The organism is Microbacterium sp. Soil_N32 (assembly GCF_057655505.1).
Genome location: NZ_JBDGME010000009.1, coordinates 47,568 through 60,844, shown reverse-complemented (window position 1 = coordinate 60,844; position 13,277 = coordinate 47,568). Strand labels below are relative to the sequence as shown.

The following is a 13,277-nucleotide window of genomic DNA, read 5'->3' as shown; positions in this document are numbered from 1 at the left end:
TAGGAGAGGATGTTGCGCATGTCAAGTTCGAAGCCCGGGTACCACCACGGTGACCTCGCTCGTGCCCTCGAAGACGCCGCGATGCACCTGCTCGAACGGATGCCCGCGGCCGACATCAGCCTGCGAGAGGTGGCACGCGCCGCGAACGTCAGCCATAACGCCCCGTATCACCACTTCTCCGACCGCCGTGGCCTGCTGAAGGCGATCGCGGAGCGCAGCATGTCCGACCTCCTCGAACAGGTGCAGCGGGCGGCCCGCGACCAGGCGAGCCCGCGTGCTGCGCTCGCGGCGGGAGGCGAGGCCTACATCCGCTTCGCGGTCGAGCATCCGCATGCGTTCGACGCCGTCTACGACCCGACCGTCTGCGTGCCCGGATCGCCCACCGCGACCATGGCGCCGCTCATCGACGCGCTCGAAGAAACGCTCGCCGCCACCGCGGCCGCGACCGGCCTCGACCAGCCGACGGACGTGACGGCCCTGTGGGGTCTCATCCACGGCCTGGGCACGCTCGCCGCTGCCGGCCACTTCGGTCTCGACGACGCGCTCGCGGCGTTCTCGGCACTGCTCGATCGCCTGGTCACCACCTGATCCCGGGTTCGCCGTCAGACGAAGCTGAGAGCCGTCAAAGCACTCTTCCACCGTGCGCACAGGCGCGGATTCGTACGATATCGGGATGCCCTATTCCGCGCACCGACCGGGTCGCTTCGACTCGCAAGGTCGGATCATCCTCGACGGCGACCCGAACGCCGAGACCGATGACCTCGACTTCCTCCGCGAGTACGAGCCCACCGGCGCCGACGACGAGCCGTTCGTCGGCGCCCCCGCGCAGACCCGACGCGTCTCGAACGACGAGACGGATGCCCCGGCCGAGGCATCCGAGAACGACGAGTCGCCCCGATCCCGCGAACCGCGCCCGCGCCGCCAGCCGCGCCCCCGACGGGTGCGCACCCCGCGGGCGCCCGGATCGCGGCTGCGTCAGCTCGCGATCCTCGGCGGTGCGGAGGGGGAGATCCTCGACCGCGTGCCGGGGGAGACGCCGCGCTTCGTGCAGATGTTCTTCGTGCTCGCCGGCACGGCGCTGGTCTCGGCGATCTCGATGCTCTTCGCGCTGACCACCGGTGTGCAGGCGGCGATCTGGCTCGCCGTGCCGCTCGCGCTCGTGTGGGCGCTCATCATCTTCAACCTCGACCGGTTCCTCACCTCGACCATGTCGTCGACGAAGAACGTGTGGCGGCTGATCGGTCTCGCCATCCCTCGCGTCATCATGGCGGCCATCATCGGGTTCGTCGTCGCTGAGCCGCTCGTGCTGCAGGTGTTCCACAACGACATCGCCCGCGAGGTCGCCGCGACGAACATCACGCAGGCGCAGTCCGACCAGGAGGCGCTCGAATCGGGGCCCGAGAAGATCGCCCTCGACGCCGCCACCGCCAAGGTCGCCGAGCTCGAGAACCAGGCCGCCACCGGTGTGGTCGCCGGCACCGATTCGTCGTCGGCATCCGAGTCGGCGGCGCAGTCGACGGTCGACGACCTCACCGCCAAGCTCACCGAGCAGCAGGCGGTCATCGACCAGGCCCGGGCGTTGTACCAGTGCGAGCTGACGGGCGAGGGCGCCGGCACGGTCCCCGGATGCACGGGCGTGAACGGCGAGGGTGCCAGCTCCGACGCGGCGCAGGCCCAGCTCGCTCAGGCGCAGCAGACCTACGACGGGCTCGCCGAGCAGCTGCGCGTCGCCAACGAGGAGCTCGCCGCGGCCGGCACGACGGCCAAGCAGAACACCGCCACCTCCGAGACGCAGAACCGCCAGCTCGCGCAGGACCAGCTCCCCGCCGCGCGCGACACCTACGAGCAGGCGCTGGAGGCCTACAACGCCCGGGCGGATGCCGTGGCGCAGGGCAACGCGGGAGCGGTCGGGCTGCTGAGCCAGATCAGCGGCCTGAACAGGCTGAGCGAGAAGGAGCCCGCGATCCTGTGGGCGCACATCCTCATCGCCGCCCTGTTCTTCATGATCGAGCTGCTGCCTGTGCTGGTGAAGGTGCTCACCTCGTACGGCGAGCCGAGCCTGTACGAGAAGGCGGCTGCCATCCGCAAGCAGGTCGCGCTCGACAAGGTGACCGCCGAGGGGTTCACCGACCGGGCTGCGATCGTGCAGACCCAGTCGAGTGCCGTGAGCCAGACGGTCGCGCAGACGCCCTAGCGCGCTCGCTCCTGCGCAGGGGGCGGGGAACGGTCGCGTGCGGAGCGCGGGATACGGCGTGTTGTGACCCCTCGCGCACAGTCGCGCGGGGTCGGGGCATGCGGATCCGGAGCATCCGGCCCTGGCGTCGGATGCCGGGGCTAGCGTGGTGTCATGGTCAACTATCGCTATCTCGGCAACAGCGGTCTCAAGGTCTCTGAGATCACGTACGGCAACTGGGTCACGCACGCCTCGCAGGTCGAGGACGACGCGGCGGTGAAGACGGTGCACGCCGCGCTCGACGCGGGCATCACCACGTTCGACACCGCAGACACCTACGCCAACACGGCGGCGGAGGTGATCCTCGGCAAGGCGCTCGAGGGGCAGCGCCGTGAGAGCCTCGAGATCTTCACGAAGGTCTACTTCCCGACCGGACCGAAGGGTCCGAACGACACCGGCCTCAGCCGCAAGCACATCATGGAGTCGATCAACGGCTCGCTCACACGCCTCGGCACCGACTACGTCGACCTCTACCAGGCGCATCGCTTCGACTACGAGACCCCGCTGGAAGAGACGTTCCAGGCGTTCGCCGACATCGTGCGGCAGGGCAAGGCGCTCTACATCGGCGTCTCGGAGTGGACGGCGGAGCAGTTGCGTGAAGGCCACGCGCTCGCGAAGCAGCTCGGCATCCAGCTCATCTCGAACCAGCCGCAGTACTCGATGCTGTGGCGCGTGATCGAGGGCAAGGTCGTGCCGGCCTCGGAGGAGCTCGGAATCTCGCAGATCGTCTGGTCGCCGATGGCGCAGGGCGTGCTCAGCGGCAAGTACCTTCCCGGACAGCCGGTGCCCGAGGGGTCGCGCGCGACCGACCAGAACTCCGGTGCGCAGTTCATCAAGAACTTCCTGCAGGACGACATCCTCACCGCCGTGCAGCGGCTGAAGCCCATCGCCGAGCAGGCCGGCCTCACGATGCCGCAGCTCGCGATCGCGTGGGTACTGCAGAACCCGAACGTGGCCGCGGCGCTGGTCGGCGCATCCCGCCCCGAGCAGCTGGCCGACACGGTCAAGGCCTCGGGAGTGACGCTCGACGCCGACACCATGTCGGCCATCGACGAGGCGCTCGGCGACACGGTCAACCGCGACGCCGAGCACACGTACTCCACGTCGCCGAAGACCCGCCTGGTCTGACCCGCCCGGTCTGACCCGCCTGGTCCGCCCCGCCCCGCCCCCCGCCGCGCGTCCCACTCGTGCGGGATCGATATGTCGGCTTAATAGGCCTTCGAAGGTGCGATATCGATCCCGCAAGGGGAGTGCGAGCGGGCGGGGCGGTGCGTGCGGGCGCGCAGGGCGGCGCGGGCGTGCGGAAGTGTGAGGCGGGCGCGGGCGCGGGCGTGCGAGAGCGCGGGGCGGCGCGGGCGTGCGGGTGGGGAGGACGCCGGGGTTAGGCGAGGGTGATGTCGACCTGGATCTCGGCGGCGAGGCGTTCGAGGTCGGCGCGAAGCGCGTCGAGATCGGCGGATGCGGGGACCGTCGCGGTGACCGTCGACTCGAAGAGACGACCCCCGGCCATGGCGGCGTCGCGCGTTTCGGTCGTCATGCTCGAGATGCTGAGGGCATGGGCGTTCAGCACGCCGGACACCTCGTGCACGATGCCCGGACGGTCGTTGCCGAGAACGGAGAGCGACAGGCTGCTCGCTGCGGCGGCCGCGGCATCCGACCCGGTGTGGATCGTCACCGTCAGCAACCCTGTCAGCGCGCGCAGCGCGGACTGCAGCGCCGGCACACGATCGTCGGCGACCGAGACCTCGATCACACCGGCGAAGGTGCCGGAGAGTTCGGCGAGGCGGCTGTTCTCCCAGTTGCCGCCGTGCGCGTCGACGGCATCGGCGACGGCGGAGACGAGGCCGGGGCGGTCGGCGCCGGCGACGGTGAGGATGAGGGTGGTCATGCGGCCAGCGTAGCCGCCGCAACTCAGGACGAACGAGAAGCGGGGGCGCGCTCTCGGCCCGCCTAGCCCGTCCTGGTGCGGTGCGCGCTGGTGGATGCAGCCGGCGGTCCTGAGTTACGGCGCGGGCAGGCGAGGCCGGGGTGGACCGGCGCCCGGTGCGGCGGTGCCCGGTGGCCCGGTACCCGCTTCGCGGGGAGGGACAGGGCCGGAAGGGGCTACTCGCCCCAGACGCCGGTCTCGAGGAAGGCGTCGAGGCGGGCGCGGTGCGGCGCGAGGTCCCAGCCCCGGGCGGCGACCCATTCGTCGGAGTAATACGTGCCCGCGTAGCGCACGCCGCTGTCGCAGATGAGGGTCACGACGCTGCCGGTCTCGCCGGCCGCGCGCATGCGCGCGATCAGCTGGAACGCGCCGTACAGGTTGGTTCCGGTCGAGCCGCCCGCCCAGTGCAGCGTGCGGTCGCGCAGCATGCGGATCGCCGCGATCGACCCGGCGTCCGGCACGCGGATCATCTCGTCGATCACGGTCGGCACGAACGACGGCTCGACGCGGGGACGCCCGATGCCCTCGATGCGGCTCGGACGTCCGGCCGGGGCATCCGTCGTGCCCGCCCAGCCGTCGTAGAACGCCGATCCCTCGGGGTCGACGACCGCGACCTGCGTCTCGTGGCGCCGGTACCGCACGTACCGGCCGAAGGTGGCGCTGGTTCCGCCGGTTCCTGCTCCCACGACGATCCAGCGGGGGATCGGATGCCGCTCCTGCGCGAGCTGACTGAAAACGCTCTCGGCGATGTTGTTGTTGCCGCGCCAGTCGGTGGCCCGCTCTGCGAACGTGAACTGGTCGAGGTAGTGGCCGTCGCAGTCGCTCGCCAAGCGTCGGGCCTCGTCGGACATGTCCTCCGCGCGGTCGACGAAATGGCAGGTGCCGCCGTAGAACTCGATGAGAGCGATCTTCTCCTGCACCGTCGAGCGCGGCACGACCGTCACGAACGGCAACCCGAGCATCCGAGCGAAGTACGCCTCGGACACGGCCGTCGACCCGCTCGACGACTCGACGAGCGTGGTGCCCTCGTGGATGTGCCCGTTCACGAGGCCGTACAGGATGAGCGACCGCCCCAACCGGTGCTTGAGCGAGCCCGTCGGATGCACCGACTCGTCCTTCAAGTACAGGTCGATGCCCCACTCGGCGGGGAGGGGGAAGACGTGCAGGTGCGTGTCGGCGCTGCGGTTCGCGTCGGCCTCCAGCAGGGCGATCGCGCGGGAGGTCCAGATGTCCACGGGTCGAGCGTACCGGGCGTCAGTTGTCGGTGTAGCCGCCCTCGCCGGTGTCGCCGTCGTACGTGAAGGTTCGGTCTTCGAGCACGATGCGGATGTCGCTGCCGAGTGGTTCACCGGCGAGCAGCTTGCGTTCGAGCTCTTCGACGTCGCCGAGGTACTCCGACGCGTCACCGCCCCAGATCGTTGCGACCTTCATGTCGGTGAGCAGGTAGAGGAACGCGCTGACCGCGGTCTGGTTGAACTCGGTGTTCGGGATGCGTTCCCACAGCGAACCGTCCTGGCGGGCGGCCTTGTACTCGTCGATCTTCCCCTGGATGACCGCCTCGGCGGATCCGGGGTCGGTGGCGGGCGGGGCCTCCGACGGGGCGGCGGACGGCGCGCTCGACGGGGTGGGAGGCGGGGTGGGCGCCGCGGTCTCGCTGCGCGTGGGAACGGGTGACGGCACCGCTTCGGGGCGTCCGGGGTTCGACAGCAGCACCGCCGCGGTGACGATGCCGCCGATGACGACGATGGCGCCGAGCGCGATGAGTCCGACCACGAGACCGGTGCGCTTCGGACCCGGGGTGGGCGACGGGGCGGACGGATATGCCGGGTAGCCGGTTCCGCCGGGCGGGTAGGAGCCTCCGGATGCAGGCGCGGACGGTGCGGGGCTCCCCGGCGGGTAGGAGCCACCTGATGCCGGCGCAGACGGGGTGGGGCTCCCGGGCGGGTAGGCACCACCGGATGCCGGCGGGTAGGCGTTGCCTGCGGACGGAGAGGCGCTGCCGGGGTGGGTGGGGCCTCCGGATGCTGGCGGGTAGGCGTTGCCTGCAGACGGGGAGGCGCCGCCGGGGTAGCCGGTGCCGCCGGGCGCGGGCGCCGTGCCGCCGGGCGCGGGCGCCGGGCTGCCGGGCGCGGCGGAACCCGGGTGGTAGGCCGGGGTGGGCCGGTACGGCTGCGGCGGCTGGTACCGCGGCGGCTGGAAGGGCAGGCCGTTGCCCTGCGGCGGCTGGTACTGGGGCGGCTGCGGTGCGGCCGGTGCCCCGTAGGCGGGCTGCGCCCCGTGCGGCGGCTGCGGCGTTCCGGGTGCGCCGTAGTGCGGCGGCCGCGGTGCTCCGGCGGGGAGGCCCGGGGCCGAGGCATTCGACCCGACCGGCGGTGCCAGCGGCGGCTGCGACGCGGGAGGTGGCGGCGGAATCGCACCCGAGGGCGGCGGCGGCACGACCTCGTCGGGGTTCGACTGCTGGTCGTCGTGCGCGGTCATGACTGTGCCCTCGTGCGTCCGGCGAGCGTCATGCCTCCGCGTCCGTCGACGTGGAGGAGCGAAGCCTGCGACTGCTCCTGCTGCAACTGGAATTCGAACCGCGAGCGGTCGCCGCGGTGATACGCGATGAAGTACTCGATCGGCGTGCCGTCGTCGGTGCGGCTGACGCTGCGCAGACGCAGCAGCGCCGACCCCGCGCTCACCCCCAGGTGGCCCGCCTGCTCGTGCGTCGCGACCGTGGCCTCCGCCGACCGCACGCCGTGCGTCGCGACGATGTCGTGCTCCGCAAGGAGGCGGTAGAGCGAGGCATCCGACAGGTCGACGTCGAGGGTGACGGCGCCGACGGCATCCGGCATCCAGGTGGTCGACAGCGACCACGGCTCGTCGTCGACGTGCCGCAGACGTTCCAGCACCACCACCGGCGAACCGACGGCGATCTCGAGGGCCGCGGCGATCTCGTCGTCGGCGGTCGTGCGCTCGTGCCGCAGCACGTCGCTGTGCACGTGGCCCCCGCGGCTCTCGACGTCTTCGTACAGTCCGACGAGCGTGTGCACCAGACTCTCGGCGGTGCGCGGGCGCGAGACGAACGTTCCCTTGCCCTTGACCCGCTCGACCAGACCCTCGTGCTCGAGCTGCGCCAGCGCCTGCCGCACGACCGTGCGCGAGACGCCGTAGCGCTCGCAGAGGCCGTGTTCGCCGGGCAGCGGATCGCCGGGCTGCAGACCGTCGCGCGCGATCCCGTCGATGATGAGCCGGCGCAGCTGGTCGTACATCGGGGCCGCCGAGCGGCGATCGATCGCGTCGAGGGTCGGCGAGGTCATCTCAGTACGCTACCCCCGCATGCAGGATCACGTTCGCGTACGGGGTGAACTCGCCCGACCGCACGAACGCGCGAGCGCCGCGGGTGCGCTCCTTGAACTCGACGTGCGGCACCATCTCGATCTCGAATCCCATGCCGGCGAAGCGCTCGCGCAGGGCATCGAGCACCTCGGGGCTCTTCTCGGCGACCTCGGCCGAGACCGTGGCGCCCTCGACGACGAGTTCGGCGAGCACCGTGTCGAGCACGTCGAGGAACGCCGGGGCGCCGGGGCGGTAGGCGAGGTCGATGCGCTCCGACCCGGGCGGGATCGGCAGGCCCGCGTCGGTGACGACGATGAGGTCGGTGTGGCCGGTCTCGCTGATCACGCGCGAGAGCGCCGGGTTGATGGTCGTCGAGGTCTTGCGCATGGAGAGCTCCGGTCGGGTGGGGAAGGCGGTGGGTCGGGGTGCCGGTCAGGCGGCCGGGATGCTCGCGCCCTCGCGCTCGGCGAGGAAAGCGTCGACCTCGGCGCGCAGCGGCAGGCTGGGCGAGGCGCCCTGCTTGGTGACTGTCAGGGCCCCGGCCGCCGTCGCCAGGCGAACGGCTTCGGTGAGGTCGAGGCCGTTCGCGAGTGCGGCCCCGAGATACCCGGCGTAGGCGTCGCCGGCGGCGGTGGTGTCGACGGCCTCGACCGGGAACGGCGGGATGACGGACGCCCCGTCGGCGGTGACCACGCATGACCCCTGGCCCGCGAGGGTGACGACCGCCGCGCCGACGCCCTGATCGAGGAACCAGCGTCCGGCGAGTTCGGCCGATGCGGCATCCGTCACCTCGATGCCGCTGATGAGTGTCGCCTCGGTCTCGTTGGGGGTGACGATGTCGATGCTCGCCCAGACCTCGGGCGGCAGCGGGGCCGCGGGGGCGGGGTCGAGGATGACGGTCATGCCGTGCTCGCGGCCGCGCGCCGTGATGTGCGCGGTGAGGGCGGACGGGGTCTCGAGCTGGGTGAGCAGCACCGACGTGGTGGGGGCGAGCGCCGCGAGGGCCTCGTCGATCTGCGCGGTGCTGAGGGCGGCGTTCGCGAGCGGCACCATCACGATGTCGTTCTGCGCCGAGGAGTCGACGCGGATGTGCGCGATGCCGGTCGGGCCGGGCACGGTGCGCAGGTGTGCGAGGTCGACCCCGGCGTCGGTGAGCCCGTCAACGACGAGGTCGTGGAAGAGGTCGTCGCCGACGCAGCCGACGAAGCTCGTGCGCGCGCCGGAGCGGCCGGCGGCCACGGCCTGGTTCGCGCCCTTGCCGCCGAGCATCAGGGTGAACTGGTCGCCGAGGATGGTCTCTCCGCGCGCGGGGAGGCGCTGCGAGAACGTCGTGACGTCGGCGGTCACGCTGCCGACGATGACGACGCCGGTGCGGTCGGAGGGGTGTGCGGTGGCCATGGCGCTCCTGGTCGTCGTCGACGGAAGGGGGCGGCGCGGATGCTTTGACATCGGTCCGCGCCTGTCATTACATTAGCCGAAGCCGAACCTGTAACGACAGGTCGACCCCGAGGAGACCCGATGACCGCGATCGCCCCCCGCCTCTACGTCGACAGCGCCGACGTCGACCGGGTCTCCCGACTGCTGACGGCGGGCGTCGTGCACGGTGTGACGACGAACCCGACGATCCTCGAGCGCGGAGGTCGCACCGCGGCCGAGATCCCCGACCTCTACGCGCGGTGGGAGGGCGAAGGCGCCGAGGAGATCTTCTTCCAGACGTGGGGCGGCGACACCGCCTCGTTCCTGCGCAATGCCGAGACCATCCGCGGCCTGGGCGATCGGGTCGCCGTGAAGGTGCCCGCCACGGCGGCCGGGTTCGCCGCCGCATCCGCCCTCGTGCGCGACGGCGCGACGGTGCTCGTGACCGCCGTGTACTCGGTCGCTCAGGCGCTGGCCTGCGCGAGCATCGGGGCGCAGTACATCGCCCCCTACCTCGGACGCATGCGCGATGCCGGCCTCGACGGCGACGCCGTGATCGCCCGCATGCAGGAGGTGTGCGCGGGCAGCGGCTCGAACGTGCTGGCCGCGTCGCTGCGGTCGGCCGACGACATCGTGGGACTGCGGCTCGCAGGGGTGCCGTATTTCACGGCCGCGCCCGACGTGATCGAGCAGACCCTGTTTCACGACGTGAGCGACAGCTCGGCCGCCGAGTTCGACGCCGCCATGGTGCGCCTGGGGGCGTAGCGCACTGACCCCCGTGCGACGGGGCGGGGCTAGGCCGTGGCGGCCTGGCGGAGCCAGCGCTCCACGCCCGCGATGTGCGCGGTGGCGAGCGAGGTCGCGAGGGCCGAGTCGTGCTGGGCGATCGCGTCGGCGATGGCGCGGTGCTCCGACAGGGTGCGCTCGACGGCGTTCGCCTCGGTGAGTCCGCGCCACACCCGGGCGCGCACGGTCTGGCTGCTGAGGTGCTCGATCAGGCTCGCGAGGTAGGCGTTGCCGGCCATCCGCACGATCTCCCGGTGGAAACGGATGTCGTGCGCCACGAGTTCCTCGATCGTCACCGACGCGTCGACGCCCTCGACCTCCGCGACGAGCGCCGCGATGTCGTCATCGTCGCCATGGGTTGCGGCGAGGCCCGTGGCCTGCGATTCGAGCATCCGTCGCACCGCGAAGATCTCGAGCATCGAGTCGTCGTCGTGCATGTCGACCACGAACGCGATGGCTTCGAGCAGCAGGTGCGGTTCGAGGCTGGTGACGTAGGTGCCGTCGCCGCGGCGCACGTCGAGCACGCGGATCACCTCGAGCGCCTTCACGGCCTCCCGCATCGAGTTGCGCGAGAGGCCCAGGCGCTCCGACAGCTCCTTCTCGGGAGGCAGTCGGTCGCCGGGGGAGAGTTCGCCCGACACGATCATCGCCTTGATCTTCTCGATCGCCTCGTCGGTCACTGCCATGGGCGTCATCCTAGCCAGTCATCCGATGTCTGAGGCAGGATGGGGGCATGCGAGTCCTCGATTCCCATCTGCACCTGTGGGACGACGAAGTCCTCACCTACACGTGGCTGAAGGGCCCATACGCCTTCCGCTTCGCGGAGACCGAGCTCGAGCACGCCCGCCTGCCCGGTGTGCACCGCGAGGAATGCGTCTTCGTGCAGGCCGAGACGGTCGACGACGACTACCTCGGCGAGGTGAAGTGGGTGGAGTCGATGGCCGACCGCCTCGGCATCGTCGGGATCGTCGCCGGCGCGCAGCTGCATCGCGGCGTCGACACGGTCACGCACCTCGAGGAGCTGATCGCGCATCCGCTCGTCGTCGGCGTGCGGCACAACCTGCAGGACGATCCCGACGGGCTCGCGATGTCGTCGGCCTTCGTGATGGGCGCGCGCGAGGTTGCCGCCCGGCTGCTGAGCTTCGACGTGTGCGTGCGGGCCGATCAGCTCCCCGACATCGCGCGGCTCGCCGGGGCGGTGCCCGACCTGCGCATGGTGCTCGACCACCTGGGCAAGCCGGCGGTCGGCACGGCGGATGCTCCGCTCGGGCCGACCGCGGAGTGGGTGCGCGACCTCGAGGAGGTGGCGAAGCATCCGCAGACGTTCTGCAAACTGTCGGGGCTGCCGGCCGAGGCGGGCGGCGCGTGGAGTGCCGAGCAGCTCGTGCCGTTCCTCGACGCGGCGGCCGATGCCTTCGGCGCCGATCGCCTGATGTGGGGGAGCGACTGGCCGGTCTCGGCGGTCGGTCCCGCGGAGGAGGGCGACCCGCACGCGCCCGCCGACGGCTCGGCGACCTACCAGTACACCGCGCGGAGCCGGTGGGCGGATGCCGTGACCACCTGGGCCGCCGCACGCGGGCACGACGTCGAGGCGATCATGTGGGGCACCGCGCGTGCGTTCTACCGCCTCGACGAGCCGCGCATCGTGCCGGTCGAGCCGCCCCGCCGACGCGGGTTCTTCTCGCGGCTGCTCGGCCCGCGCGCGTAGCGACCGAAGCGCCGCGCGTAGGGGGCGCCCGCGCGTAGCGTAGGAGATCTCGCGCTTTGCAGGAGTGGATCGCGCGGATGCTCCTCCGCACCGCGAGATCTCCTTCGCAGCCGCGAGGCACGGCGCCGCGGCCGGGGCGGTTCGAGGTGCAGCCCCGGGCGCTGCGCGCGACCCGCCCGGGCTACTCCGACCGCAGGCGCAGCTGCGCCATCCCGCCGTCGACCTCGATGAACGTGCCCGTCGTCGACCCCGACGCGGGCGACACGAGATACGCGACGGCCCCGGCGACCTCGGCCGGGCTGACCAGGCGTCCGTGCGGCTGGCGGGCCTCGAGGGCGGCGCGTTCGGCGTCGGGGTCGGATGCCGCGTCGAGCAGTCGTCCGACCCATGGGGTGTCGGCGGTGCCCGGGTTGACGGCGTTGACGCGGATGCCTTCGCGCAGGTGGTCGGCGGCCATCGCCCGGGTGAGCGCAGAGACGGCGCCCTTCGACGCGCTGTAGAGCGCGCGCTGGGGCAGGCCCGTGGTGGAGGCGATGGATGCCGTGTTGCAGACCGCCGCCGAGGGCGACTTCCGCAGCCACGGCAGCGCGGCCGAGGTCACGCGGGCGATGCCGGTGACGTTGATGGAGAGCACGCGCGCCCACTCGGCGTCGTCGTTCGCGGAGATGTCGCCCTGCGCCCCGACCCCGGCGTTGTTGACGACGATGTCGATGCGTCCGAACTCCTCGGCGACGGCGGCCACCGCGGCGTCGACGCTGGCGCGGTCCGACACGTCGGCGGTGAACGCCGAGTAGCGGGCATCTGCTCCCGAGGTGTCGCGGTCGAGCACCGCGATGCGGGCGCCGTCGGCGTGAAGGCGGTCGGCGATCGCCGCCCCGATGCCCGAGGCGCCGCCGGTGACGATGGCGACCAGACCGTCGAGCGCGCCGGTCATGCGCGGGCCTCCCACGCCACGAACTCCTGGCGCTGGTGGCCCAGGCCGTCGATCTCGACCTCGACCACGTCGCCCGGGGCGATGTACGGGAAGTTTCCCGACAGGGCCACGCCCTGCGGGGTGCCGGTGAGGATGAGGTCGCCCGGCTCGAGCGTGACGTACTGCGACAGGTGGTGCACGATCGTCTCGACGTCGAAGATCATGTCGCTCGTGTTCGAGTCCTGCCGCGGCTCGCCGTTGACGAAGCTGCGCAGGCCGAGGGCGTGGTGGTCGACCTCGTCGGGGGTGACGAGCCACGGGCCGGTCGGGTTGAAGCCCGCGGCGATCTTGCCCTTCGACCACTGGCCGCCCGAGACGGCCATCTGGAAGTCGCGCTCCGAGACGTCGTTCGCGAGCACGAAGCCGGCGACGTGCGCCATCGACTCGTCCGGGGAGTCGAGGTACGCGGCGCGGGCGCCGATCACGATGCCGAGCTCGACCTCCCAGTCGGTCTTCGTGCTGCCGCGGGGGATGGTGACGGTGTCGTTCGGGCCGACGACGGTGTTCGGCGTCTTGAGGAACAGGATCGGGATGGCCGGCGGCTCCGAGCCCGACTCGGCCGCGTGGGCGGCGTAGTTCATGCCGATGCAGATCACGGCGCTGGGCCGGGCGATGGGGGCGCCGATGCGCAGCGCGTCCGCGCCGTCGAGCTCGGGGAGCTCTCCGGCCTCGCTCGCGGCGGTGACGCTAGCGACGAAATCGCTGGCCAGGAAATCACCGTTCACATCGGATGTCACGGGGCGGAGATCGAGGTAGCGATCACCCTCCACCAGGACGGGGATCTCTTCTCCGGGGGTGCCGAGCCGCGCGAACTTCATGATTCTCCTGATCCTTCGGGGGACCGCCCGGGGACGGCCATCGTCGTTGACAGTATAGACATCGGATGTTTACACTCCAAGGGATCCGCGCGGTACAT

At 71.5% G+C, this 13,277-nt stretch carries 14 protein-coding genes; 5 read left to right on the top strand and 9 right to left on the bottom strand.

Annotated features, from left to right (window positions below; genetic code table 11):
• Positions 1-18: 18 nt before the first annotated feature.
• The 3 genes from AC3A3J_RS01495 (at position 19) to AC3A3J_RS01485 (ending at position 3,361) form a co-directional block, all read left to right on the top strand.
• Positions 19-588, top strand: a complete 570-nt coding sequence (locus tag AC3A3J_RS01495) for a TetR/AcrR family transcriptional regulator (RefSeq protein ID WP_487670584.1) — start codon at positions 19-21, stop codon at positions 586-588.
• Between the two features lie 85 nt (positions 589-673).
• Positions 674-2,194, top strand: coding sequence for a DUF4407 domain-containing protein (locus AC3A3J_RS01490; protein ID WP_487670583.1), 1,521 nt, complete (start codon positions 674-676; stop codon positions 2,192-2,194).
• Positions 2,195-2,347: 153 nt separating this feature from the next.
• Positions 2,348-3,361: an aldo/keto reductase family protein gene (locus AC3A3J_RS01485; RefSeq protein WP_487670582.1), complete on the top strand. Its 1,014-nt coding sequence runs from the start codon at positions 2,348-2,350 to the stop codon at positions 3,359-3,361.
• Between the two features lie 253 nt (positions 3,362-3,614).
• Here AC3A3J_RS01485 and AC3A3J_RS01480 read toward each other — a convergent pair whose 3' ends face one another.
• The 6 genes from AC3A3J_RS01480 to AC3A3J_RS01455 form a co-directional block, all read right to left on the bottom strand.
• Positions 3,615-4,121, bottom strand: a complete 507-nt coding sequence (locus AC3A3J_RS01480) for a glycine cleavage system transcriptional repressor (protein WP_487670581.1) — start codon at positions 4,119-4,121, stop codon at positions 3,615-3,617.
• A gap of 215 nt (positions 4,122-4,336) precedes the next feature.
• The gene (locus AC3A3J_RS01475; RefSeq protein ID WP_487670580.1) at positions 4,337-5,395 is read right to left on the bottom strand and encodes a PLP-dependent cysteine synthase family protein; all 1,059 of its coding nucleotides are present in this window, start codon (positions 5,393-5,395) and stop codon (positions 4,337-4,339) included.
• A 19-nt stretch (positions 5,396-5,414) separates the two neighbouring features.
• The gene (locus AC3A3J_RS01470) at positions 5,415-6,638 is read right to left on the bottom strand and encodes a hypothetical protein (RefSeq protein WP_487670579.1); all 1,224 of its coding nucleotides are present in this window, start codon (positions 6,636-6,638) and stop codon (positions 5,415-5,417) included.
• Positions 6,635-7,459, bottom strand: a complete 825-nt coding sequence (locus AC3A3J_RS01465; protein ID WP_487670578.1) for a GntR family transcriptional regulator — start codon at positions 7,457-7,459, stop codon at positions 6,635-6,637. Before AC3A3J_RS01465 ends, AC3A3J_RS01470 begins: the two co-directional genes overlap by 4 nt.
• Before the next feature lies 1 nt (position 7,460).
• Entirely contained in the window at positions 7,461-7,865 is a 405-nt protein-coding gene (gene rbsD, locus AC3A3J_RS01460; protein WP_487670577.1) for a D-ribose pyranase, read from the bottom strand.
• A 45-nt stretch (positions 7,866-7,910) separates the two neighbouring features.
• Positions 7,911-8,876 carry a ribokinase gene (locus tag AC3A3J_RS01455; protein WP_487670576.1) on the bottom strand — a complete coding sequence of 322 codons (966 nt, stop codon included), beginning with the start codon at positions 8,874-8,876 and terminating at the stop codon, positions 7,911-7,913.
• A 120-nt stretch (positions 8,877-8,996) separates the two neighbouring features.
• Between AC3A3J_RS01455 and AC3A3J_RS01450 the strand changes: the two genes are divergently transcribed.
• Positions 8,997-9,659 (top strand): transaldolase family protein, encoded by a 663-nt coding sequence (locus AC3A3J_RS01450; protein ID WP_487670575.1) that lies wholly within the window; start codon positions 8,997-8,999, stop codon positions 9,657-9,659.
• Positions 9,660-9,688: 29 nt separating this feature from the next.
• Here the strand turns inward: AC3A3J_RS01450 and AC3A3J_RS01445 are convergent, their stop codons facing one another.
• A complete protein-coding gene (locus AC3A3J_RS01445) occupies positions 9,689-10,366 on the bottom strand; it encodes a FadR/GntR family transcriptional regulator (RefSeq protein WP_487670574.1) in 678 nt (225 codons plus the stop codon).
• 47 nt (positions 10,367-10,413) lie between these two features.
• On the opposite strand from AC3A3J_RS01445, the gene AC3A3J_RS01440 reads away from it, so the two are divergent.
• Complete coding sequence (locus AC3A3J_RS01440) at positions 10,414-11,388, top strand: amidohydrolase family protein (RefSeq protein ID WP_487670573.1); 975 nt, start codon at positions 10,414-10,416, stop codon at positions 11,386-11,388.
• 181 nt (positions 11,389-11,569) lie between these two features.
• On the opposite strand, the gene AC3A3J_RS01435 is transcribed toward AC3A3J_RS01440, so the two are convergent.
• On the bottom strand, positions 11,570-12,322 hold the full coding sequence (locus tag AC3A3J_RS01435; protein ID WP_487670572.1) for an SDR family NAD(P)-dependent oxidoreductase: 753 nt from the start codon (positions 12,320-12,322) through the stop codon (positions 11,570-11,572).
• Positions 12,319-13,179: a fumarylacetoacetate hydrolase family protein gene (locus AC3A3J_RS01430; RefSeq protein WP_487670571.1), complete on the bottom strand. Its 861-nt coding sequence runs from the start codon at positions 13,177-13,179 to the stop codon at positions 12,319-12,321. Before AC3A3J_RS01430 ends, AC3A3J_RS01435 begins: the two co-directional genes overlap by 4 nt.
• Positions 13,180-13,277: the final 98 nt, after the last annotated feature.

Coding starts and splice junctions, on each gene's coding strand:
- AC3A3J_RS01495 (WP_487670584.1), top strand. CDS start 19: ATGTCAAGTTCGAAGCCCGGGTACCACCACGGTGACCTCGCTCGTGCC.
- AC3A3J_RS01470 (WP_487670579.1), bottom strand. CDS start 6,638: ATGACCGCGCACGACGACCAGCAGTCGAACCCCGACGAGGTCGTGCCG.
- AC3A3J_RS01455 (WP_487670576.1), bottom strand. CDS start 8,876: ATGGCCACCGCACACCCCTCCGACCGCACCGGCGTCGTCATCGTCGGC.
- AC3A3J_RS01430 (WP_487670571.1), bottom strand. CDS start 13,179: ATGAAGTTCGCGCGGCTCGGCACCCCCGGAGAAGAGATCCCCGTCCTG.
- AC3A3J_RS01490 (WP_487670583.1), top strand. CDS start 674: ATGCCCTATTCCGCGCACCGACCGGGTCGCTTCGACTCGCAAGGTCGG.
- AC3A3J_RS01465 (WP_487670578.1), bottom strand. CDS start 7,459: ATGACCTCGCCGACCCTCGACGCGATCGATCGCCGCTCGGCGGCCCCG.
- AC3A3J_RS01480 (WP_487670581.1), bottom strand. CDS start 4,121: ATGACCACCCTCATCCTCACCGTCGCCGGCGCCGACCGCCCCGGCCTC.
- rbsD (WP_487670577.1), bottom strand. CDS start 7,865: ATGCGCAAGACCTCGACGACCATCAACCCGGCGCTCTCGCGCGTGATC.
- AC3A3J_RS01485 (WP_487670582.1), top strand. CDS start 2,348: ATGGTCAACTATCGCTATCTCGGCAACAGCGGTCTCAAGGTCTCTGAG.
- AC3A3J_RS01435 (WP_487670572.1), bottom strand. CDS start 12,322: ATGACCGGCGCGCTCGACGGTCTGGTCGCCATCGTCACCGGCGGCGCC.
- AC3A3J_RS01440 (WP_487670573.1), top strand. CDS start 10,414: ATGCGAGTCCTCGATTCCCATCTGCACCTGTGGGACGACGAAGTCCTC.
- AC3A3J_RS01450 (WP_487670575.1), top strand. CDS start 8,997: ATGACCGCGATCGCCCCCCGCCTCTACGTCGACAGCGCCGACGTCGAC.
- AC3A3J_RS01445 (WP_487670574.1), bottom strand. CDS start 10,366: ATGGCAGTGACCGACGAGGCGATCGAGAAGATCAAGGCGATGATCGTG.